This is a genomic window from Spartinivicinus poritis (genome assembly GCF_028858535.1).
GTDB classification, from domain to species: Bacteria; Pseudomonadota; Gammaproteobacteria; order Pseudomonadales; family Zooshikellaceae; genus Spartinivicinus; species Spartinivicinus poritis.
On sequence record NZ_JAPMOU010000023.1, the window covers coordinates 18,893 to 40,368 of the forward strand.

Below are 21,476 nucleotides of genomic sequence, written 5' to 3' on the forward strand. Positions count from 1 at the left end.
TGGGTTGCTATCTCAGGCAGGTGTAACAACAAGCAAAAGAGTAATCCCTAATAAAACGAAACTCTACTAGTTTGCTGAGCTTCAGACTGCTTTAACAGTTGCTTATAACACTAGTGTAAAGTGTGATCTAGTTATCGTTGTTGGTGTGTTGCATATCAGTCTAGCTGATTTACATGTTCGAGCAAAATCAATAACCTTGAAGAGTAAAGAATAGTAGGACTTATTTGGGTTTTTAATCAAGGGGTTAACAATTAATAAGAAGTTATTAATAAAAAGGTTTTAAAGGGATAAGCAGTATTATGGTGAAGTATTTATTAATTTTTTCATTACTTATAAATATATTAACTTATTATTCTTTAGCAAATGCGAACGATTATTCAGGCAAGGGAATTACTGTTGCGGTAATTGATTCTGGTGTCAATAGTACCCATCCGCAGCTCCGTCATGTTACCCGTCATTACTGCTTTTCAGAAAACTGGGATAAAGAAAATAATTATAAAAAAGCCAGTTGTCAAAATAACTATCATGGGAGTAATAACCCAGCAGATCATGGTACTCACGTTGCCGGCATCATTGCTGCTCAACCGCTGAGTGGTGGTGCGCCAACGGGTGTCGCTCCTCAAGCTAACATTGTTAATTTACGGGTACTGCATCAAGCGAATAATGGCTCTAACTTTGATATTGCCGAAGCACTACAAGCGATAGATAGTAACCCCGAATTACAAGACGTTAAAATTATTAATATGAGCTTGGGCAGCCGCTCGTTTTCCAGTTGGTCCTGTGTGCCTCCAACAGGACCTGCACGTGAGATAAGAAAGTATATAAATAAGCTTACTCAAAAAGGGGTAATTGTGGTCGCTGCTTCAGGAAATGAGGGGTTTAGTGTATTTAAAGATTTTCCTGCTTGTCTTGATAATGTTATCGCAGTAGGGGCTTATAAAGAGGGCAAGGAGAATAAACAAACCACTGCTGAGCAGCGACGGTTTGCTCATACCGAAGTACTTGCTCCAGGTTATAATATTATTTCCACAAATGAAAACTTTGATCTGATGGATAAAGATAGCCTAACTAAAACTGATTCTGGTACTTCCATGGCTACTCCCGCTGTAGCTGGTTGCATTGCACTGATGGCTGAAAAAAATCCGTATATTACTACTGAAAAGGTTAAAGCGATTTTTAGTACAACTTTTCAGAAAACATTACAAAAAAGTACTAAAAATCAACAAGTAGGTGTCTTAGATTGTATTGCGGTATTAAATAATACACCTGTTGCTAAACTAGTATCTCAAAAATAACACTTTATTTTATAATAATCACATCGCAACTACCTTGTTTGATAAATCGCTCAGCCAGCTGCCCATGCATTGCATGGGTCCAGTGGTTTTGGGGGAACCAGCCTATAAAGAGTAAGTCGACTATTTGCTGCTGTAACCGCTGATTGATGACATAGTCAGGCGCTCCCTGCATACAGGTAATGGAAAATGTGCCTGCAGGCAGATGGCTTAGCAGTTGGTTAACCTGTTGATCAAAATGAGCTTGTCGTTGTTTGACTTCATGTTGATGGGGGTGAGTAAGATCTGTGTCAACTAGCCATTCGGCAGCTAAAGGTGTTATTGCATGAAATAATTCAAGTTTAATAGCTAAACGGTTGGCCAGCCAGCCGCTGGTGGCTATTATTTTGTGAGTTAATGTTTCGTGTTGAAAATCATGTGACTCGTTGTCGACACAAACCAACCCATGTCGATTAGGTGTTGATTGGGTGATAAACCATATGGGTGTCTTGATCTCTTTGGCTAATTGCAAGGTGTTTAAAGCCATTAAGTGCTGTGAAAAAGAGAGGGTTGGGTGTAGGTCTTTGAAAATCATGGATATCTGTTTATCTTGGCAGATCTGATTTATACCTTCTACACCGATAAAAACCCCACAGCAATGGTGCGTTTTATTTATATTTAATTGGCTACAAATCTGCTCAACCTGCTGTCTTAATTCTACTTCAACTTGCTTATTATTGGGAAGCTGATTATTTGATAAGGGTAAGTACTTAAGCGGCTTAGGAGTTATAACAGCATAATAAATTTCATCTGCAAGTAAGGCTGCTGTCGTTATTGCTTTATTTAAAAAAGTGGGAGAAAAAAATGGCCAATCCAGTAGCACTAAACCAAAAGACGAATGTAGTGTATTGAACAGTTTCATTGGTTAACCGCTGTTTTATAATGATTATCTAAACAAGTATTTATTATTATGACATAAAAAAATAGTGATTTGATTCACGATTTGGTTGTTTGGTAACCGTTTTTAATCGGTTCAGTTTTTTTTATTGCAAAAAGTCATTATATACTCCTCTCGGACGATTTATTCGTGCAATGGAGAGTTTGGCTTAATGAAAAAAATGAATTTAATTACAGTGGGTATTGTTCTTAGCTTGGCTTCTTATACAGCAGCTGCTGAAGAACAGGTTAAGCCCCACGCGTATGTTGCTCCTTCGGTGGGCAAATACTTTTTTAATAATGACCGTGGCCTTGAGGATGACTCAATTTACAGTCTGGACTTCGGTTATCAGTTTAATGAGCGTACTGCCCTGCAATTAGGGGTAGGCGGTTTAAAAACTGAAGATCCTGGTTTGGATAACGAAGTTGATGGTCAGTGGTATCACCTGGATGGCCTTTACTTTTTCAACCCAACAGGTAAGTGGAAGCCTTATCTATTAGCCAGTGCGGCTCACATGAGGCTAGATCCAAATACCTCTGGTGTTGACGAAGAAACACTATTAGGCGTAGGTGTTGGTATTGAACGAGAGCTAACAGATCGGTTGGCGTTAAGAACTGATGTACGTGGTTATCATAGTCTTGATGAAGATGATAACGATGCAGCCTGGATGTTCTCGCTCAAATATGCTCTGGGTGACACTAAAACCAGCAAACCGCGTAAAGTAACGCCTGCACCTACACCAGTAGCAGAGCCAGAGACAATTTATGTCGATAAGCCTGTGAGTGTGAGGCTTAATGTTGAGTTTGACTTTGATAAGTCCGAGGTTAAGCCAGAGTATTATGGCGAGCTGGAAAAAGCAGCCCAGTTCTTGCGTAAATACTCTAACGTGCATGTCACTATTGAAGGACATACTGACTCAGTTGGTAATGACACCTACAACTTAATGTTGTCCCAGTCTCGTGCTGATGCAGTACGTGAAGCGCTGATTGAACAATATCAGGTTGATGGCAATCGCTTGACCTCTATTGGTAAGGGTGAAGCAGAACCTATTGCTGATAACGGAACGCCTCTGGGCCGTCAGCAAAATCGTCGGGTTGTTGCTACCATTGAAGCGGTTGACCGTGTACAAAAAGTAGTTTCTGAGTAATAACCAACAGCTGAGTTGGTAGCAGGTGAAAGGCCTGTTTACCAGCTTCTGCTGATGGTGCTTGTTTAATAACTGTTTGTAAAACCAGTTTATTTATTAAAAGCGCTTGTTGACTAAAGAAAAAAGTTCCAAGGTCGATATTGGAGACATGGCTATTTTCTATTGACGACAGGGCGAACGATGGTAAAGCAAGCAATCTCTCTCTGGAACCGTTTTGGTATTCGCTACCGTACAGTTGTTTTATTTTTTCTTTTAACAACTACTGGTGTATTACTGGTTGGTTGTGCCTCACATCGTATTAATCAAGAGCTAGATTTTGCTTACCAGCACTATGATAATGGTAATTGTGTTGGAGCTTTACACTCTCTTAGTCGGGTTGATCGAATGATTCGCTCACAACCACGCCGATTTTTGCAACCTGAAGTATCAATGTTGCGTGGCCTTTGTCTGGAACGACAAGGTTTGTATATGGATGCAATAGAAACCTATCGTTTTATTCAACAGACGTATCCCCAATCTGAATATGCTTACCGTGCGAAAGCCCGCATTAGAGTCTTAACGGGTGGCAAAGTGGGTAGAAGCCCTTATGCCAAGTGACATTTCAATGTCTATTTGTTAACACTCGCCTTTCAAGTTTTATTACTTACGACTACACTTTTATTAAGATTGTGCATTTCGCAAGCTACAGGATGGCATGTGATTTGTCTGGAGTGATTGTATATTTACTGAATTTATTCATACAGGGAGGTGTAACTAACAACGAAATGATAAGTTAGCTAACAATGGCAAATCACAGTTTTACCCATGAAAAACGATTAATTCCTCGCCATCATCTGACTGAATATCTCACTGTTTACAATGGTTATACTGATAGGGCGATGGGCTCTATTGGTAATATATCCACACATGGTATGATGCTGATTAGTGAACTTCCCATTATGACGGGTGCTGAGTATCAACTACTGATTAAGCTACCTAATAATGCTGGAGTGATTGATTTTATTGCTGTCTGCTTGTGGTGTAAGGCAGATGTAGACCAGCGCTACTTTGATTCAGGCTTTGAAATTATCCACACCCATCGGGGTATTGAAGATATTGTTGAGTCGCTAAAGCACTATTTTAGCTTTAAAGATTAGCTTCAGTTTTAAGGATTAGTTTTAACGATTTATTTTGTTTTGCTGGCTAACCCCGTAGAATACCCTTATATAATTCACAATGAGTGGTATTTGATAGCCATCTTCTCTTATGTCTGAACAATCAGAATCATCTTATGCAATTCCTGCCGAATCGATTACTGTTGAGCATGAAGTTAAACGCAGTCGCTTTATCGCTTTAGTTGAGCGTATTCAAGATCGCCAGCAGGCACTAGCCGCGATAGAACAAGCAAAAATGCGTTATCCAGATGCCCGACATCATTGCTGGGCCTATATTGCAGGTCCACCTGAAGGGGCAACCAGTATTGCTTTTAACGATGATGGTGAGCCGCAAGGCACTGCCGGTAAGCCTATTCTGAATGTACTACAGCACCATAAAATAGGTGAAGTACTTGTCGTAGTAGTGCGTTATTTTGGTGGAATTAAGCTGGGTGTGGGTGGTTTGGTGCGGGCTTATTCAGGGGTAACTCAAGCTGCACTTCAACAGTTACCTACTACACTAAAAGTGCCGTGTATTACTGCAACCGTAAGTTGTCAGTATCCTTTCGAACCTATTTTAAAAACCTTACTATCTGATTATCAGGGAACCATTATCGATTGCCAATATACTGATCAGGTGGTGATGGCTATTCAACTACCAGTGGAAAATAAGCAGTTGATGGCAACGGCCATCATTAATAAAAGTAAAGGACAAGCTATAGTCTCTTGGCCTGCTTATCATGAAAAATAAGAGTAACTAATGCCACAAGCATCAACGTTTTATTGGTATGATTTTGAAACCTTTGGCGCCAATCCAGCTAAAGATTGGCCTGCACAGTTTGCAGGTATTCGAACGGATCAAGATTTCAACGAAATCGACTCTCCTGATAGCTTTTATTGTCGGTTACCTGACGATCAGTTGCCAAACCCAGAGGCTTGCCTAATTACAGGCATTACTCCACAAACGACTTATCAGCATGGGATCGTGGAAGCAGCGTTTGCAGATAGGATTTATCAGCAGTTTAGTCAACCAAATACCTGTGTATTAGGCTACAACAGCATTCGCTTTGATGATGAAGTTACCCGCCACCTGTTGTATCGTAATTTTTTTGATCCCTATGCCAGAGAGTGGAAAAACGGTAATAGTCGTTGGGACTTGCTGGATGTGGTGCGCGCAGCTTATGCATTGAGGCCAGAAGGTATTGAGTGGCCCATTAATGAAGAGGGCTTGCCAAGTTTTAAGTTAGAGCTATTAACCCAAGCGAATGGTATTGCTCATACTCAGGCCCATGACGCTTTATCAGATGTCAGGGCTACTATTGCCCTGGCGAAGTTATTACGGGAAAAGCAGCCTAAGTTATTTGGTTTTATGCTAAGTATGCGCCATAAAAAGCAAGTATTAAAATATCTCTCGACAGGGCAGCCAGTTGTGCATATTTCAGGGATGTTTTCTGCTAGTCGTGGTTGCATGGCGGTGGTCATGCCTCTGGCTGAACATCCAACGAATAATAATGGCCGTATTGTTTATGATTTAAGCGTAGATCCTACTCCTTTGTTAACATTATCTGTGGAAGAAATTCGCGAACGTTTATTTACCCCTGCTAGCCAATTACCGGCAGGGGTAGAACGGATTCCCCTTAAAACAATTCATATTAATAAATGCCCGATTGTTGCCCCATTAAATGTGCTACAGCCAGCTGACCAGGAGCGTTGGCAAATCGATTTACACAGTTATAAACAGCATCATCACGCATTAGCAGAAGCACCAGGTTTAAGAGACAAAGTAGCAGAAGTATTTAATCAATTGCCTGATACCCAAGCAGATAACCCAGACTTAATGCTTTATAGTGGCGGTTTCTTTAGCCCTTATGATCGTAGCCAAATGAATCGCTTAAAAACATTACCTCCTGATCAGTTAGTGGATATGGCAGGGCAGTTTCAAGATAGTCGGCTGGATACCATGTTATTTCGCTATCGGGCTCGCAATTACCCTGAAACACTGACTGAGTTAGAGAATCAACGCTGGCAAAATTGGCGTCAAGCCAGGCTATTGGATCAAGCGGCAGGAGGCAGTATTTGTTTGCAAGAACTGCAAGCATTAATCAAGGCCCTCTTGGCTACCAAGCAAACCCCTCAGGAGCAGACTATTCTAAGGCAATTACAGCAATTTGCAGATGAAAAACAAGCAACCCTGCAATACCCTTAAGGTGTTTAAATGCTAATTGCTTAACCAGTAGGTCAGGTAATATAATTCATTCCCTTTTGGTTATAGTTGGATTGCAAACTGTACGAGGCAGTAATCACTGTCCGTTGGAAATGAGGCAAATATGTCACGTAGTTACCGGTTGGTTATAGGTTGTCCTGATAGGGTAGGAATTGTTGCCAAAGTCAGTAATTTTTTAGCTACTTATAACGGCTCAATTACTGAAGCCAATCATCACTCAGACACAGATTCCAACTGGTTTTTTATGCGCCATGAAATCTGCGCAGATTCTTTACCATTTGACCTTGAAGGGCTAAAAACAGCATTTGCACCCATTGCTAATGAGTTTAATATGCAATGGCAAATTACTGACTCAGAAGCCCCTAAAAAAGTTGTTTTGATGGCCAGTAAGCAGGCTCATTGCCTGGTTGATTTATTACACCGTTGGCATAGTGGCGATCTGCACTGTGAAATACCTTGTGTTATTTCTAACCATAATGATTTACGCAGTATTGTTGAGTGGCATGGTATTCCTTTTTTCCATGTACCCGTTGATAAGGATAATAAAACTAAATCGTTTGCTCGGGTGATGGAGCTAGTTACAGAACATGAAGCTGATGCCATTGTGTTAGCCCGTTATATGCAGATTCTACCACCCGAAATGTGTAAGCAATATGCTGGTAAAATCATTAATATTCACCATAGTTTTTTACCCTCTTTTATTGGCGCAAAGCCCTATCATCAAGCTCATCAACGGGGGGTGAAATTAATAGGTGCTACTTGTCATTATGTCACAGAGGAATTAGATGCTGGGCCTATTATTGAGCAGGATATAGTACGAATTAGCCATCGAGATACAGTTGAGGATATGGTGAGATTAGGAAAAGACTGTGAAAAAACGGCACTGGCTCATGGTTTGAGGTATCACATAGAAGACCGTGTTATTATTCATGACAATAAAACCGTGGTTTTTGTTTAAAAGCAGTTGTCTAAGTTGAAAGCGCCTCTAGCTCTTTTTTCGACTAAAATGTAAGAAAAAGGGTAGAGGCATAAAAATTTGAATAAGCTCATTGAATTCCTTTGTATATTTGTTTGTCTTAGTCTCTCAGCTGATTTATTAGCTACAGCTAGCAAATCAGCAAAAACAATAATAGTTTCAGGCTTGCCTGACTATTTTCCATTTTCATTTGAAGAAAATGGAGAGTTGAAGGGCGTATTCATTGATCTCTCAAAAGATATTTTTGCAAAACTAAAAATACCTGTAGGGTATCGCATATTTCCCTGGAAAAGGGTATTGAATAATGCAAAGCATGGTCGTATTGATATGATTGCAGGCCTTTACAAGAGCCAAGTAAGAGAAACTTACATAGATTACTCAGTAGCTATTATCCCTGATCCTACAGCCGTTTTTATGAGGAAAGGTAATGAATTTGAATATGGAGGCTGGGATGACTTAAAAGGAAAAAGTGGGGTGACTGGTTTAGGTTATGTACTAGGAGATAAATTCAGTCGATATGAAAAACAATATTTAAACCTTTATCGAGTAGAAGGATCGAAAAGAGCATTTACTCTATTAGCTGATAATAAAAGGCAATTTGATTACACAGTAAATGGATTTTATCATAGCCTACAGCTATTAACTCAATTGGGGCTTTCAGATAAAATCACCTACTCAACTAACTATGTTACCGAACCTTTATTTTACTTTGGCTACTCGAAGAAAAAACTACTGGGTGATTTATCAAAAAAAGTGAATAAGTTGCTAATTCAATATAAGAGAAATAAACTAATTAAACAGTATATCAATAAGTATGTCGAATCACTACAGATTCAAAAAGTTGATATGATGCCTGATAGTGAACAATGAAGGGGAGCTCATTAATGGTCCTCATATGTAAAAATTACTTTGGGTTTATGTAATATTGAAAAAATAGATTATCTTCTGAGCTGTTTTGCAGTGAACAAGTGAAACCGTTTTTTTCGAGTACACGCTTTGAGGCAATATTGCCTTTATCAATACCAGCAGTTAATAATGAAATTTTGTTATGGCTACACCACACTATAAACCCTTCAATGAGTTCACTTGCAAACCCTTTACCCCAGGCAGGCTCTTCTAATATATAGCCAATTCTCAATGCAGCTTCGCAACTAAGATCTTCATCTTTAGTTAAAATAAACAGTCCAATAGGTATATTAGTCTGCTTTTCAATAATCAGTAAAGTGACTCCCTCACTATCTCGCGCTTTAATCCAGTTTTTTGCATGGTCATCCGTATGGATATTTTGCCAGTCTGCTGGAAGTGAATGTGTGACAGATGGAGTTAGAATTTTTTTAATTGTGTCGGCTAAATTAATTTGTAGGTGAGGGTTATTATCAATCGAGTGCCATTCGGTGATTAATAATCGAGATGTTTCAAAATAATACTTCGTTGTAGTCACTTTTGTCTCTTGTAATAATTAAACTTAACCATTGAGGTATAACTTATTAAGTTAACCGATATCGAGTACCAACCAATGAAGAATTAAATAACTAACTAAAAAATCAGTGAATATTATAGCACTTAGTACTAAACTATAAGAAAGCAGTGTTTTGATTAACTTCATGGTTGATTGCCTTTTTATCATAAAAGTATGTTACATCAACGTAACTGTCAAGTTCAACGTTTGAGAATAAAATATGTATAAATACCTACTTTGTAAGAATGACTATATTTAAGAAAAGTAAGAATATGCTGCCAGTCATTGACTGGGAAAAAAGTTGTGTTACATTTATGTAACTTTTATTGGGGTGTTATTTTTTTAAGGAGAAGTAAGACATTATTTGACTTGAGTTATAAATTTATTTGCTAGTCCTCTAAGCAAAACGCTTCGAAACAACTAAACATCTTAAAATGCCTGTCAAGCAGGCATTTTGCTTTAATTAATCATCTCTTCCAAACTTTATGCCTACCCTGCGAAAGCTTGCTATGTTCTTGATTGAACAGGTAATCTTAGCAGTATAATGTGCTTTAGTAGGTTAATGGTGCTAAAAAGGTTAGACATCCCAAAAACTAAACGACTTTTGTCTCAGAGCCAACCAACATGAATAGCCCTAGATTTGTAACTGGTCCCCTCATGCCGCATATACTGGCAATGAGCTTTACAAGTGCTGCTGGTATTACCGCACTGTTTTTGGTGGATCTGTTGGATATGTTCTTTCTCAGTATGCTCGGCACTATTGAGTTAGCTGCAGCGGTGGGCTATGCAGGTACGGTTGCATTTTTCACTACATCTTTTGGTATTGGGCTTTCCATATCATCTGTTGCCTTAATATCAAAGGCAATAGGAGCAAATGAGCGTGCTAAGGCTGAGCGCCTGATGGTGCATGTATGTGCAACTGCTTTGATTTTTTCGAGTTTGGTTGCTGGTATTGTCTGGCTTTATATTCCTGATTTGCTGTCGTTACTCGGTGCTCAGGGTAAAACCCTTGCGCTTGCTGTTAGTTATTTAAATATTCTAATTCCCTCATTACCGTTTTTGACTCTTGCCATGTGCCTTGGTGCAGGTCTTCGTGCTGTGGGTGACGGCAAGCGTGCTATGTACTCCACCATATCAGGTGGATTGGTTAATGCGGTACTAGACCCAATTTTTATCTTTAGTCTAGACCTTGGTGTAGAAGGGGCCGCCATTGCCTCAGTTTTTGCACGAATTACCATGTTGGTTATTGCTTGCTGGGCTATTGTAAAGCACCATAAGCTGTATACACGCTTTTACCCTAAGCGTTACATACAAGATTTACGTAGCATTAATGGCATTGCTATTCCTGCTATTCTCACCAATATTGCGACCCCTACCAGTAATGCTTTTGTTACTAAGGCAATGGCAACATTTAGTGACGATGTTGTGGCAGGTTATGCGGTTATCGGGCGTTTAATTCCAGTTTTGTTTGGTGTTATCTTTGCGCTTTCAGGTGCTGTGGCACCTATTGTTGGTCAGAACTATGGTGCAGGTCAGCTTGATCGTGTCAAAGAGAGCTTGAATAAAGCTATCCTGTTTTGTATTGGTTATATTAGTGTAGTCAGCTTGCTATTTTTTCTGGTTAACAATCAAGTGATTGCTGCCTTTACTTTAAAGGATGAAGCAGGGGAGTTAGTACGTTTTTTTAGCCATTTTGTAGCTATTACTTTTATTTTTAATGGTATTTTATTTGTGGCAAATGCTTCTTTTAATAACCTTGGTAAGCCGACTTTTTCTACAATGATGAGTTGGGGCAAAGCGACTATTGGCACTGTGCCATTTATTTGGTTAGGGGCTGAGCTCTATGGTGCAGAAGGAGTATTACTTGGCCAGGCGATTGGCGGTATGTTCTTTTCATTAATTGGCATTTACCTGGCCTATCGTTTGGTGGGCCAGAAGCAAATAGCCTGTGCCCCAACAGCACAACCACTAGCAATGGATACCGATTTAAGCTCAGAACTTAATCCCTTATCATCAAGCTGTGCCCAGATTAACCAGTTAACTGAAAAGCCAGATAGCTAAGAAGAGTTTATCCTTAGTGCGAAGGATATAGGTTTTGATTAAATAAATATTTTGTGTGATGTATTGAGCTAGCTACTGGGCAAGCTCATTGGTTTTTTTTGGCAGAAAGAACATACTACATACACACGAAAGCCTTTCAATGGATAAGCGAGTAATAGCGCTAGTTGACTTAAAAGTACTAGCTGGAGGTCTCCAGCTAAATGTTAGCTTCAAATGAAATTAAATTATTGTTTTCACACCACTCATCAGATCTAATATAACTAGTTAGATCCTTAACCTGACAAACCCATTCTTGTTTGAGGTATGGCAGTGTTACCTGAATACCTCTGTGTGTTAAATCATGGAATGAGGTGAACATTTTTCTATATTTATTGTCAATAATTGGTATTCTTTTATGTTCAAGGCAATAGTATAAAAACGTGTTCCATTGATCATAACAGGAAAAAACAGCTTGCTCTCCAGGTACATCTACTTCTATTAAACAAACCCCCTGGGAACACTCATGCTCAGATAAAAGGTCATAAAGTGTAGAAAAAGTTGGTTGGTATGCCCATAACCAAATTGGAGTTGAATTTTGTATATTAATATTTCTTTCTTGCATTCTTTCGCTCATCCACTGATAAGCGATTAGCCAATTAGTATCGACATGCTTAGGATCTCCATAGTAAATATTGTTATACTCTAAGTGTTCGGCAACTTTAGTATGTTGAAAGGTCCATAATTTCATGATAAACAACTTACTTATTTTACTTCATTAAAAGCAGATTCAACAGACTCATACTGTTGTTTGGTTTGACTGGATTTATATTCAACCCAACGAAAGGGTATTTGACCAGGCCCATCGGGACTTTCCGTTAAGTGATAGTAAGTAAGAGTAACGGGTGATTTATCAAAGTTGCTCACCAGGGTTTTAGTTGCTATCACGACGACCATTTTATTCTGTATTTTAAAAACTTGCAGGTCTCTAAAAAGATACCCTAAACCAGAGACTTTTTCATCCCAAAAGGTGATATTTTGAATGTTCTCACCAATAGGGGTATGTAAAAAATGGCCTTCTTTGCTTTTAATGTAAAATGTGTAAGTGGTGTCAGGGTGAGAAGTACTATTGTCGTATAAGCCCTTAAATACAATGTCTTGAAGTCCATCATTATTGAAGTCAAGGTAGTTAGGGCCTGGTTGTAATTTAATGGGGTTATCACAATGACCTGTCAAAGAATAGACGCATAAGATCGTAATAATAAGCTTTTGCAACAAAATTAGTTCCTTACTAATCTGAAACCAGTATCATCTAGTCGATAATGTCGAGAGTGTATATCACAATACGCTAAGTTAAGCCCTTTGCTATTTTTCCAGCTTTCCCCACAAAAGTAATGCATTTTGTTGAACACGCCAGCACTGACTTGATCTTCATTTAAGTAGCTGTCATAAACCCACTCTGAGACATTACCTGACATATCATACAGGCCCAGCTCATTAGGCTTTAATTGTTTAACAAGTGTTGTCCCTTGTAGCTGAGAGTTTTCCTCATTCCAAGCAACCAGGCTTTGATTATTGCTTCCTGCGTGGAAAGTTCCATAAGTACCTTGTTGAAGGGCTGGGTATCCTCCTCTAGCTGCGATATGCCACTCATTCAAAGTAGGAAGACGAAAGCCATTAGTATTGCTTACTACAATATCAATTTGTGAACTTTCTGCACTCCTGATTACTTTTCCGGCACTGGTGTGATAAATTGGTTGCAAACCTAACTTTTCACTTAAAGCATTGGCCCATACAATGGCATCTAGCCATGATATCAGAGTGACTGGGTGTTGTTGAGAGCTTGTTTTTTGGTCAAAGCATGAGTATTCTTTCCAACCATTACAACCATCAGCTAGCTGGTAACCATGCTGAGTAGCCCAATGGTATATTGCTTGGTATAAGCCGTAGGTTACTTCAGTGCTCATTATCCAGTAAGCTTGTGGAGCTACACTTGCTGTTTTGTCGTAATTTAGTTTTCCAAATAAGTCACCAACATAATAGCTATAGTTACGAACCAACACTTCTTCAAATTCGATGGTAGGGTTGTTTGTGCTAATATTCACTGATCTTTTTGCTGCGCTTGCTTCTACAAATAGGTGAAGCGCCAGGAGTAGTATAATGCAGGTCATTTTTAGCATTGTATCTTTTGTATTTTGATATAGAAAACCGTTCATCGTGATACTCCAAGCGAGCTTTGCTTTAAACCTCGGTATTATGTATACAATGCTATATACTAGCGGGCCATGCGCAAAATAAAGTAACAACTTTACGCATGGACCACTAGTACTAATTAAAGTTAGTTGTTTTATTAATAAATTTTAATTTGCACTGTTTACCCTGGTTGAGGTTAAGTATTTGGGGTAGGTGTATAGCATCTGCTTCAGGCTATTATAATTTCTTTGGATGCACTTATTATAGAATGTTACATATATGTAACCAATGATGCTATATAGTATATATACGTATAAAAGAGTGTAACCCATCTTTTTGAAGAGTCATTTGTATTATGCTTGTTATTTAGTGATGATAAAATAAACGATGGTAAAAATAGGACTAGTCACCATGGGGCTATCATTCGAAGGCCTCGCCTAAAAAATAGATATTATTTCTTAATTATTTTTTCTACTTTAACTATTTTAAGTATATTGCTTATTTTTTGTAGAAAATAAATATAGGCTTTTATCTAATACTGATAGGTTAATAAATTCAAAACGAGTGAAATAGGGAGAAATACTTAGCTGAGAACTATTGACTAGACAATGCAGGGTGTTACATTTATGTAACATGTAACTGCGAATGCTTAAGTGAAGCATATCGTCTATCAATAATGATTGAGGAGCTGAGTATGAACTTGACTTTAGCGCTTATGGGGCTTGCCATTTATATTTTACTTTGGGAAAAGCTACCCGACTGGGGAGAGTGGTTTAACTGGATCATAGATCGTTTACCTAAACCATTGTCATACCTTTATGAAGCTTGGCATTGTCCATATTGTTTTGGGTTTTGGATTAGTTTATTTTTGCACGGAATTACAGGTATTCAAACTATTCCAGATTTAGCAACTATGCCTGTTTACTTGGGGGGGGCGGGTGTAGCCATCGGCTGGTTTCTTGATGCATTAGCAACTGCCACTTTAATTATGCTAGGACACTTGCTGCTTAATGCAATTGCGGTTCCTGCAATAAAAGGTCATCAAATGACAACAGAATTTCGTTTATCTTTTAAAAACAAAGAAAGCAATTAACTGCCATCCCAATCAACGTTGATCTATAGTCTCACGGAAGCGAGTCTATTCTGCATAAGGAATTTGCTATCACCAAGTAGCTCCCGCATCTTTAATTTTTGAGTGTTTCTTATACACTGAAGCTTTCGCAGCTTCTTTATGTTTTGTCGTATTTCCTGAAGCTGCTGTTATGATCTCATGTAAACAAGACAAAAAAACATTGATACTGAACATGTAAGTCAAGTATGTGTTTTTAGGTAAGACTTGGTTGGAAAGTAATCTGGTTGTAGGGTGATCAACTAAATGTGAGCATATTGAGTGCTATATAGTCAAATGCTATTTCTATAAGGAATATGTTTATGCGCTGTGGAAATATAAAAAATAGAAAGTAGATTCGTTGGGTAAAAGTTGCGCAAATAAGAGTGTGTATTCACTACAATAAAGTATAAGTCGCTTTAAAGCTGATTGCATAATGTTTAAAATCCACTAGTTTCAAAGCTAAGTGAGTTGTAGCCACGAATGAAAGCTAAATAATACTAGTAGGGTCTACCTTCTTATAAGGATTAGGTAGGGATAAAGTATACTGCTTTGATTGACTAATACTGAGTTTTTGATACAGAGCAGTAGCAAGTGGCTAATCTCTTTTGAATTAAGTAATGACGATGTGCTTTTTGATATTAACTCACAAGCATGATACGCCATTGTAACATGGGTGTCTATATATAATGTGTAATACACGTCAAAAAATCCTAGAGGCAGGGGTAAAAGAGCTGGCAGCCAACCCAAATGCCTCGATGGAAGCTATTGCCACATCTGCAGGTGTTAGCAGAATGACTATAAATCGCTACTTTAGCAATAGAAAAAAACTATTAGAAAGTATAGTCTTATATGTTTTTGAAAAATATCAAATGATACTTGATGAAGCCGTAGAGTTGCACGAAAAGCCTGTAGAACAGCTCAAATACTATGTTTACTCTAGTATTACATTCGGCGACATTACAACTGTGCTCAAACATCATGCAGACTTTGATGAATCTGAGCATGATCCTAATACCTGCCAGTTTTCGGATACAAATAAAAAGCTGAAGAAAATCATTACGCGTATGCAAAGGTCTAAACAAGTTAGGCAAGGTGTGCCTGTATTTTGGGTTCTTCAATTATTAGATTCAATACTTTTTGCTTCTTGGGAAGCAATCAAGCAAGGGAGAGCCACTGAGAAGGAGGCGACATTATTAGCATGGGATAGCTTTAGCTATGCAGTTCTAAAAGAGGTTGATTGACTTTAATTTTTAATAAAAATGCTTAAAAATTATCCTGTTGTGATTGATGAGTAAACAATGGGCGTTTAAAAGCGCCCTATTTATCAATCATTACAAAATACAAAAAAACTGATTAAGCCTAATTAAATTTAGTTCTTAGAGTTAGTCGACCATTGGCAGCCATTTTCAGCAATAGCCTGGTAATCCTCTTCAAAACTGTAAACTTTCCCATCTTTTTTTCTGATATACTTAAATTCGTAAATTAATCCACCTTGGCTGACCAATATATATTTACCACCTGTGCCATCACTGGTTACTTCTTCCCATTCACGAGTAAATTCTAGAGGTCTTCCCACTGATATCTCTTTACTTTCTTCTTTGGTGTTTTTGACTGGTATTTTTCCGCTTCCTTTCTGGTAAGAAACATAACCAAAGTTTTCGTTATCTGTAGGGAAGTTAAATTGCAGTTTAATAGAGCTGTTTAAACCAACGGATTTTAGGCACCTGAATTCAGATTCATCTGCTATAGCATTAAGGGAGGCAAGAGCTAAATACGCAAGCCAATAAATATTTCTCATGAGTTTTAACCTAAATATACCCTTCGCGAATGATTTTTAGGGTTTGTTGTCATCGGATCTCACCCCAATCACCTGTTATTTATAGGCTCATGGGACTTCGTTGCTCGACGGCCGCGCCTAAAAAACCCACGCTTTGGGTATTATAGTTTGATAGTTGTCAAGCTTTTTTAGTGGTATACAGCTGCTATTATATTTTGCACATTTTGCAAATCTTTATTATTCTATACGGCCGCCAAATTCGATACTTTCAACTCTGCCTTTATGGAAGATAACAACCCTTAAAAATTTGCCCTGTTTATAGGTCCACCTATCTTTTGTAATATCTTTGATAGTTTCTTTAGTGGTTTGACTGCTTGTTTTTTTCTGTGAGTCACTAAAGCTTACATGGCTATTTCTTTCTGTTATTTCTTGGCGAAATGTTTCCTTTAATATGGGTTGGCCGCAAAATAGTATAACTTTAGCCTTTGTATAGCCAGATGAAATGGGTTTGCCATCACAACGCATTGCGTAACTATTTGCTGTAATTAAAGTCATGGCAACTAAAACGAAAAGTCTGCTTGCTATCATGGTTTTAGCATTAAAGTAGCACGCTACTTATTTTTTAGTTTTGCAGCTATAGGTGTTTGAAACGGTAGCTGACTTCATGGTTATTAGTACTTGCTTATCAAGAGCTGTGTAGGTTGCAGCTTCTGTAGTGATAACGGCGTTATCAAGCTTTATTTTTACATTGTCTGTAAACCTGATATTTGTTTCATCTATACGTTCAGAGTGTTTGCTTGTAATTTCTTTTACTTTATTGACTTGTAGTTTGACATTTCCAGTATATTGAGTTGTGCAGTCAGACTCGGACCAGCTAGTTTCATCTGCAGAAATATTTACTTCAGCATTAGCACAGGTTGTGGTTGTAGCGGCAATTGTGAGTGCAGCAATTAAGTATTTTCTCATTTTATAGCCTGGTTATTGTCATATTGATAAAGTATCTGTTGTAAAAAGGATAGCTTTTTTAGGAATAAAGTACTTGTTTTAATGTTACGGATTAGTAACATTACAGCTAATGGGAAAATCAAAATATAAGGAGTTATACTTATTTGTAATCTAGATATTATTGGTATTTTACTTGATATAAGTATTTTTGCCACTATTTAGGTTGTATGTTGGGGTGTTACTGTTGTGTAACAATTGGTGTGAGTAAATACCGTAGTGGTCTTATTTATTGTTTCTAGAATGTGATATTAAATTAATATGGTTACCATTTTTAAAAGAAAGTTATGCTATTTTACTCTTGCGTGCTTGCTGAGTGGTTGTGCAACATCAGACTCAGCTATAAAACAGTTTGTTCGTGATTTTTATGACTCTACGTTACTGACTAGGGTAGGGATACTTTCCGGAGATGAAGTAAAGCCATATTTAAGTAAAGACTTAAGAAAACTTTTGGCTGATGCAAAGGCTCAACAGGAACAGTTTATTCAACAACAACCAAATCTTAAACCTGATCTAGTTGATACATTACTTTTTACGAGCATGCCGCATGACTTAGCTTATAAAACCTTTATTGAAGAAGTCACTGAAGTAAATAATATGTATAAAGTAACTGTAAGCTTTTATGCGGTACAAGAAGATTATAAATGTACTGATAAGCTGTTTATAATTACCGGTGAGTCAGTTTTTCAGGTTGCGGACATTGAATTAGGTTGTTATAGCTCTAAAAGGCTAACAGCGCTTCTATTGGATGCTATTGGGAATAATCAATAATTATTTTTAAATTAAAATGAAAAACTCAGTTTATAATTGAGGGAGGTTAATAGCTTATTTTAAACGTCAGGTTTATCATTCTGCCAGGTGCCTTTATGACTCTTCTATCCAGATTAGATGACTGTGAAAATACAGTAAAGTAGTCTTTATTAAATAAGTTGTGTATAGCTAAAGTAATACTTGCATTGTTAAGCTGATACCTTCCTAGCAGGTCAAATGTAGTAAATGACTGCACTTTGCCTTTAAACTGTTCGCCATTGCCAATATCATCTGGAAAACGGTTGCGCTCACCGGAGTATAAGGCTTGGAGTCTAATTAACGTGTTTTTTACTGGTTTATATTCCACATAAGCTGTTGCCTTTAGCGGTGGAATTCGTTGGCCTGATAAATACTCTGTTCCAGTATCTGTATCTCGTTCACCTTCTAGCCAGGAAAAAGTACCTCCTGCAACCCAGTACTTGTTATAGAGGTACTGAGTAGTTAGCTCAAGTCCTTCGATACTTTCAGGTGTTTGTTCTGGAGTTAGCAGGTCTGTGCCTGGTACAGCAGTGAGTTGCAGCCCTAAATCAGATGTGCTTCGGTATGCGGTAAATGAAAATCTGAAATTATCTTGTTTAATACGAATGCCTATTTCGGTACTACGATTATCAATGGCCTCTATATCTATACTATCAAATTCGATTGTATTACTTGCGTTGCGTAATACCCTTCCAATTTCAGGTACATCATAGCCTTCAGATACTCCTGCAAATATTTCTGTATAATCAGTCAGCTTATAAACTAGACCAATATTAAACGAGGTTTTCTGGAAAGTGACTTCACCACCATTAATATGACCGCCAAAAACGGTATTAAAGTCATCTACCTGAATTTGAGTGTGCTCATCACGCAGGCCTGCTTTTGTACTGAGTCTTTTTGTGATATTGCTTTGAAATTGTACAAAGGGTGCATGTTGAGTCATAGTCATAAAGGGCGTCCATGTATCTCCCCCTATAGAGCCAGATAATAGTGTTTGTCCAGTTTTATCTCTTAATACATCAATCCCCCAATCAAGAGCTGTCCTTTGATTATCAAATAACGCTTCTAGTGGAGTATTAAAGTCAAATCGTAAACCGTACTTTTTGGAAGTGATGGTTGATTGCCCAACCATATCACTACTACGAACCAATGGTGAGTCTTCTATAAATGCTCCAAAAATATTGTCATAATCTTGATAATAGGTTTGAGCATGAAAAGTGCTCCCAAAAATAGCTTGGTGCTTATAGATCAGACTGAGGATGAGATTTTTGCTTCCTGGGTCTTCAGTATTACTTTTGGCCGGTGTGCGTACAGCAGTGGCTTTGGTTCTGGAAATGACATCACCGCCAACTGTCTCGTAAATGTCCTCCATGGCGTGTTCATAGTATAAAGCACTGAACGCGACGCGTTGTTGTTGCCAGTCATAGGCAAGTTTACTATAAAGGTTCATGTTTTTGGATTCTGGTAATCCTATGGAGGAATTGCCGGCGGTCTTAGAAGGAATTCTGTCTCCTTCAGCATCAAAGAACCCATCAACTTGTTCATAAAAGGCAGATGCGAAAAAGCTTAGGTTATTAGCTGTTCCTTTTAATGATTGCACTAAACTTGTACTACCACTGTCTTCGATATGGGTTAAAGCAGCACTTTTAGATAATTCGGAGCTTAATACTGTAGCACTACCAGGCGCAGTATCTTTGGTAATGTAGTTAATAGTACCGCCAGAGCTTCCTACACCATATAGCGAATTAGCTCCATGCATGACTTTGATGGATTGCAGAACAGAAGCATCTAAAGAACGTAAAGCTTGATCGCCAGTACGTAAAGGTGTATCAATCGGAACCCCATTAATCAGTATTGCCATTTTTCTACCACGTATAGTAGTAGAGCGGTTGAAGGCTGTCATGGTTGAAGGAGGTAAGCTCGGTACATAGTTGCTTAAAATAAAGCCGAGGTCATTAAATATAGCGCGCTGTGTATCAATTGACTCTTGGTTAATGATGGTGACTGTGCTAGGAATTGCACTATTTGATTCAGGTAAACGGGAATGTACCTTAGTGGTCAGTAGCTCTTCCAGGCTTAACTCAAATAAGTCATCTGCAGGGTTTACTCCTTGTTCAGCGGTTGCGGTAGAAATAACTATGGAATAGAGAATACTATAAATAAAAATCGGTGCTGGCTTGATTTGCTTGAGACTGAACCACATAAGCGAATAAAAAACAGTTCATATTAATATCTACACTATAGTTACTATCAATTTTTATTCTAGTGGTGTGTTTATCTTGTTTATATAGTGGGTATTTAATAGTCTAGTTAGGCTCGTGTGCTAATTTATGTCTTTAGGGAATAACTTGTACTTTTAATATACCCAATACGAATAGTTTTTAGGTGCGGCCATCAAGTGACGAGTCCCCATGAGCCTATAATAATAGGTGATTGGGGCGAGGAATGAAGACAGTTAAATGCTCCACGGCAATTGCTCCTGCATTGCTCTAATTAGTGGTATCCATACCACCATGCATAAACTGCATTCCCATCCTCCATGGTGGTCATAACAAAATCTAGAAGTCATTCGTGAAGGGTATAATGCTAATGAGTATTAAGTGATACCCCTAAAGGGAAAGTGGGTAGCTCTATTAATATCTATCAAATAGCTGCTGGTATTATTTTGACTCTCTTATGCTAGCTATTTCATCCCATATTTTGTGTGCGAGCGCTTTATTTTCTCTATAGAATTTGTGAGAAAACAGTAAATAATAATTTTTGCTTTGAACTGGTGGTGTGATCATACGAATATCTTGAAATTCATTTGGGTATGTATGTAGCTGGCTCTGAATGTTTGCTTCTAAGTCAACAATTGCATGAATTCGCTTTCGTTTTAACATGCGTAAGCTGACTAATGAGCCATTAGTTTCTATGATGTTTTTTATTCCTCTATTTTCTAAATCACTTATTATTGAATAGCCTCTTGTTACACCAATATACTTATTTAATAAGTCTTCAACTGACTTAATAGCTGATGCTTGAGTGGTGAAAATAGAGTAACTTTGAGTACTGTTTCTTTTGGATGTATCTATTTCTCCATCGGTCATTGGATAAACGCCAACTTTCATTCGCTCTTTTTTGAAGCTAGCATCGATTGTCCCGTCCATAATGTTTTGTTGAACTGAGTACAAGCACCGCTTCCAGGGCATTTTTTCAAACTGGAAATTGATTTTAAGTTGGTAGCCAACTGCTTGAATCATCTCAATGGTTATACCTGGGTTATCAGCCAGGTGATCACCCATATTAAAAGGTGGATTGGGTTCTATATTATAAGTCAGATGAATTGTTGTGGATGATGCTTGTATAACCAGTGCATTTGATAGTGCAGCTATTATAAATAGTATTATAAACATTGGGTGGTTAGCTGCTTTCAGTGTA

22 protein-coding genes are annotated in these 21,476 nt (G+C 38.0%); 12 read left to right on the forward strand and 10 right to left on the reverse strand.

The window, feature by feature from the left end; all coding sequences use genetic code 11:
* Nucleotides 1-299 precede the first annotated feature (299 nt).
* Nucleotides 300-1,295, forward strand: coding sequence for a S8 family peptidase (locus ORQ98_RS16975; protein ID WP_274689998.1), 996 nt, complete (start codon nt 300-302; stop codon nt 1,293-1,295).
* A 4-nt stretch (nt 1,296-1,299) separates the two neighbouring features.
* Here ORQ98_RS16975 and ORQ98_RS16980 read toward each other — a convergent pair whose 3' ends face one another.
* Complete coding sequence (locus ORQ98_RS16980; RefSeq protein WP_274689999.1) at nt 1,300-2,193, reverse strand: universal stress protein; 894 nt, start codon at nt 2,191-2,193, stop codon at nt 1,300-1,302.
* A gap of 187 nt (nt 2,194-2,380) precedes the next feature.
* On the opposite strand from ORQ98_RS16980, the gene ORQ98_RS16985 reads away from it, so the two are divergent.
* The 7 genes from ORQ98_RS16985 to ORQ98_RS17015 all read left to right on the forward strand — a co-directional run bounded on the left by ORQ98_RS16985 (nt 2,381) and on the right by ORQ98_RS17015 (nt 8,558).
* Nucleotides 2,381-3,355 (forward strand): OmpA family protein, encoded by a 975-nt coding sequence (locus tag ORQ98_RS16985; RefSeq protein ID WP_274690000.1) that lies wholly within the window; start codon nt 2,381-2,383, stop codon nt 3,353-3,355.
* A gap of 180 nt (nt 3,356-3,535) precedes the next feature.
* Nucleotides 3,536-3,952, forward strand: coding sequence for a tetratricopeptide repeat protein (locus ORQ98_RS16990; RefSeq protein WP_274690001.1), 417 nt, complete (start codon nt 3,536-3,538; stop codon nt 3,950-3,952).
* 185 nt (nt 3,953-4,137) lie between these two features.
* The gene (locus ORQ98_RS16995) at nt 4,138-4,491 is read left to right on the forward strand and encodes a PilZ domain-containing protein (protein ID WP_274690002.1); all 354 of its coding nucleotides are present in this window, start codon (nt 4,138-4,140) and stop codon (nt 4,489-4,491) included.
* 109 nt (nt 4,492-4,600) lie between these two features.
* Nucleotides 4,601-5,239: a YigZ family protein gene (locus ORQ98_RS17000; protein WP_274690003.1), complete on the forward strand. Its 639-nt coding sequence runs from the start codon at nt 4,601-4,603 to the stop codon at nt 5,237-5,239.
* 9 nt (nt 5,240-5,248) lie between these two features.
* Nucleotides 5,249-6,694: an exodeoxyribonuclease I gene (sbcB, locus tag ORQ98_RS17005; protein WP_274690004.1), complete on the forward strand. Its 1,446-nt coding sequence runs from the start codon at nt 5,249-5,251 to the stop codon at nt 6,692-6,694.
* A gap of 121 nt (nt 6,695-6,815) precedes the next feature.
* Entirely contained in the window at nt 6,816-7,670 is an 855-nt protein-coding gene (gene purU / locus ORQ98_RS17010) for a formyltetrahydrofolate deformylase (protein ID WP_274690005.1), read from the forward strand.
* A 78-nt stretch (nt 7,671-7,748) separates the two neighbouring features.
* Complete coding sequence (locus ORQ98_RS17015; protein WP_274690006.1) at nt 7,749-8,558, forward strand: substrate-binding periplasmic protein; 810 nt, start codon at nt 7,749-7,751, stop codon at nt 8,556-8,558.
* Between the two features lie 34 nt (nt 8,559-8,592).
* On the opposite strand, the gene ORQ98_RS17020 is transcribed toward ORQ98_RS17015, so the two are convergent.
* A complete protein-coding gene (locus tag ORQ98_RS17020; protein ID WP_274690007.1) occupies nt 8,593-9,129 on the reverse strand; it encodes a GNAT family N-acetyltransferase in 537 nt (178 codons plus the stop codon).
* A 675-nt stretch (nt 9,130-9,804) separates the two neighbouring features.
* On the opposite strand from ORQ98_RS17020, the gene ORQ98_RS17025 reads away from it, so the two are divergent.
* Complete coding sequence (locus ORQ98_RS17025) at nt 9,805-11,208, forward strand: MATE family efflux transporter (RefSeq protein WP_274690008.1); 1,404 nt, start codon at nt 9,805-9,807, stop codon at nt 11,206-11,208.
* Nucleotides 11,209-11,404: 196 nt separating this feature from the next.
* Here the strand turns inward: ORQ98_RS17025 and ORQ98_RS17030 are convergent, their stop codons facing one another.
* The 3 genes from ORQ98_RS17030 to ORQ98_RS17040 are packed head-to-tail and all read right to left on the reverse strand — an operon-like array spanning nt 11,405 to nt 13,400.
* The gene (locus tag ORQ98_RS17030) at nt 11,405-11,935 is read right to left on the reverse strand and encodes a DUF3841 domain-containing protein (RefSeq protein WP_274690009.1); all 531 of its coding nucleotides are present in this window, start codon (nt 11,933-11,935) and stop codon (nt 11,405-11,407) included.
* 14 nt (nt 11,936-11,949) lie between these two features.
* A complete protein-coding gene (locus ORQ98_RS17035) occupies nt 11,950-12,462 on the reverse strand; it encodes a carbapenem self-resistance protein CarG family protein (protein WP_274690010.1) in 513 nt (170 codons plus the stop codon).
* 2 nt (nt 12,463-12,464) lie between these two features.
* Nucleotides 12,465-13,400 carry a formylglycine-generating enzyme family protein gene (locus ORQ98_RS17040; protein ID WP_274690011.1) on the reverse strand — a complete coding sequence of 312 codons (936 nt, stop codon included), beginning with the start codon at nt 13,398-13,400 and terminating at the stop codon, nt 12,465-12,467.
* Between the two features lie 671 nt (nt 13,401-14,071).
* On the opposite strand from ORQ98_RS17040, the gene ORQ98_RS17045 reads away from it, so the two are divergent.
* Both ORQ98_RS17045 and ORQ98_RS17050 read left to right on the forward strand, forming a co-directional pair.
* Nucleotides 14,072-14,470: a hypothetical protein gene (locus ORQ98_RS17045; RefSeq protein WP_274690012.1), complete on the forward strand. Its 399-nt coding sequence runs from the start codon at nt 14,072-14,074 to the stop codon at nt 14,468-14,470.
* A 704-nt stretch (nt 14,471-15,174) separates the two neighbouring features.
* Nucleotides 15,175-15,729, forward strand: coding sequence for a TetR/AcrR family transcriptional regulator (locus tag ORQ98_RS17050; RefSeq protein ID WP_274690013.1), 555 nt, complete (start codon nt 15,175-15,177; stop codon nt 15,727-15,729).
* A gap of 128 nt (nt 15,730-15,857) precedes the next feature.
* On the opposite strand, the gene ORQ98_RS17055 is transcribed toward ORQ98_RS17050, so the two are convergent.
* The 3 genes from ORQ98_RS17055 to ORQ98_RS17065 all read right to left on the reverse strand — a co-directional run bounded on the left by ORQ98_RS17055 (nt 15,858) and on the right by ORQ98_RS17065 (nt 17,231).
* On the reverse strand, nt 15,858-16,286 hold the full coding sequence (locus tag ORQ98_RS17055) for a hypothetical protein (protein ID WP_274690014.1): 429 nt from the start codon (nt 16,284-16,286) through the stop codon (nt 15,858-15,860).
* Between the two features lie 216 nt (nt 16,287-16,502).
* Nucleotides 16,503-16,853, reverse strand: a complete 351-nt coding sequence (locus tag ORQ98_RS17060; protein WP_274690015.1) for a DUF2845 domain-containing protein — start codon at nt 16,851-16,853, stop codon at nt 16,503-16,505.
* A gap of 27 nt (nt 16,854-16,880) precedes the next feature.
* On the reverse strand, nt 16,881-17,231 hold the full coding sequence (locus ORQ98_RS17065; protein WP_274690016.1) for a hypothetical protein: 351 nt from the start codon (nt 17,229-17,231) through the stop codon (nt 16,881-16,883).
* Nucleotides 17,232-17,717: 486 nt separating this feature from the next.
* Here ORQ98_RS17065 and ORQ98_RS17070 point away from each other — a divergent pair, with 486 nt between their 5' ends.
* Nucleotides 17,718-18,038: a hypothetical protein gene (locus ORQ98_RS17070; protein ID WP_274690017.1), complete on the forward strand. Its 321-nt coding sequence runs from the start codon at nt 17,718-17,720 to the stop codon at nt 18,036-18,038.
* Nucleotides 18,039-18,084: 46 nt separating this feature from the next.
* Here the strand turns inward: ORQ98_RS17070 and ORQ98_RS17075 are convergent, their stop codons facing one another.
* Together ORQ98_RS17075 and ORQ98_RS17080 are read right to left on the reverse strand one after the other, a co-directional pair.
* A complete protein-coding gene (locus ORQ98_RS17075) occupies nt 18,085-20,259 on the reverse strand; it encodes a TonB-dependent receptor (protein ID WP_274690018.1) in 2,175 nt (724 codons plus the stop codon).
* Nucleotides 20,260-20,716: 457 nt separating this feature from the next.
* Entirely contained in the window at nt 20,717-21,451 is a 735-nt protein-coding gene (locus tag ORQ98_RS17080; RefSeq protein ID WP_274690019.1) for a substrate-binding periplasmic protein, read from the reverse strand.
* Between the last annotated feature and the right edge of the window lie 25 nt (nt 21,452-21,476).

Bases quoted from the DNA above. Each gene is read 5' to 3' on its own strand.
- ORQ98_RS16975 (WP_274689998.1), top strand. From the start codon at position 300: ATGGTGAAGTATTTATTAATTTTTTCATTACTTATAAATATATTAACT.
- ORQ98_RS16980 (WP_274689999.1), bottom strand. From the start codon at position 2,193: ATGAAACTGTTCAATACACTACATTCGTCTTTTGGTTTAGTGCTACTG.
- ORQ98_RS16985 (WP_274690000.1), top strand. From the start codon at position 2,381: ATGAAAAAAATGAATTTAATTACAGTGGGTATTGTTCTTAGCTTGGCT.
- ORQ98_RS16990 (WP_274690001.1), top strand. From the start codon at position 3,536: ATGGTAAAGCAAGCAATCTCTCTCTGGAACCGTTTTGGTATTCGCTAC.
- ORQ98_RS16995 (WP_274690002.1), top strand. From the start codon at position 4,138: ATGGCAAATCACAGTTTTACCCATGAAAAACGATTAATTCCTCGCCAT.
- ORQ98_RS17000 (WP_274690003.1), top strand. From the start codon at position 4,601: ATGTCTGAACAATCAGAATCATCTTATGCAATTCCTGCCGAATCGATT.
- sbcB (WP_274690004.1), top strand. From the start codon at position 5,249: ATGCCACAAGCATCAACGTTTTATTGGTATGATTTTGAAACCTTTGGC.
- purU (WP_274690005.1), top strand. From the start codon at position 6,816: ATGTCACGTAGTTACCGGTTGGTTATAGGTTGTCCTGATAGGGTAGGA.
- ORQ98_RS17025 (WP_274690008.1), top strand. From the start codon at position 9,805: ATGCCGCATATACTGGCAATGAGCTTTACAAGTGCTGCTGGTATTACC.
- ORQ98_RS17030 (WP_274690009.1), bottom strand. From the start codon at position 11,935: ATGAAATTATGGACCTTTCAACATACTAAAGTTGCCGAACACTTAGAG.
- ORQ98_RS17040 (WP_274690011.1), bottom strand. From the start codon at position 13,400: ATGAACGGTTTTCTATATCAAAATACAAAAGATACAATGCTAAAAATG.
- ORQ98_RS17045 (WP_274690012.1), top strand. From the start codon at position 14,072: ATGAACTTGACTTTAGCGCTTATGGGGCTTGCCATTTATATTTTACTT.
- ORQ98_RS17050 (WP_274690013.1), top strand. From the start codon at position 15,175: ATGTGTAATACACGTCAAAAAATCCTAGAGGCAGGGGTAAAAGAGCTG.
- ORQ98_RS17055 (WP_274690014.1), bottom strand. From the start codon at position 16,286: ATGAGAAATATTTATTGGCTTGCGTATTTAGCTCTTGCCTCCCTTAAT.
- ORQ98_RS17060 (WP_274690015.1), bottom strand. From the start codon at position 16,853: ATGATAGCAAGCAGACTTTTCGTTTTAGTTGCCATGACTTTAATTACA.
- ORQ98_RS17065 (WP_274690016.1), bottom strand. From the start codon at position 17,231: ATGAGAAAATACTTAATTGCTGCACTCACAATTGCCGCTACAACCACA.
- ORQ98_RS17075 (WP_274690018.1), bottom strand. From the start codon at position 20,259: ATGTGGTTCAGTCTCAAGCAAATCAAGCCAGCACCGATTTTTATTTAT.
- ORQ98_RS17080 (WP_274690019.1), bottom strand. From the start codon at position 21,451: ATGTTTATAATACTATTTATAATAGCTGCACTATCAAATGCACTGGTT.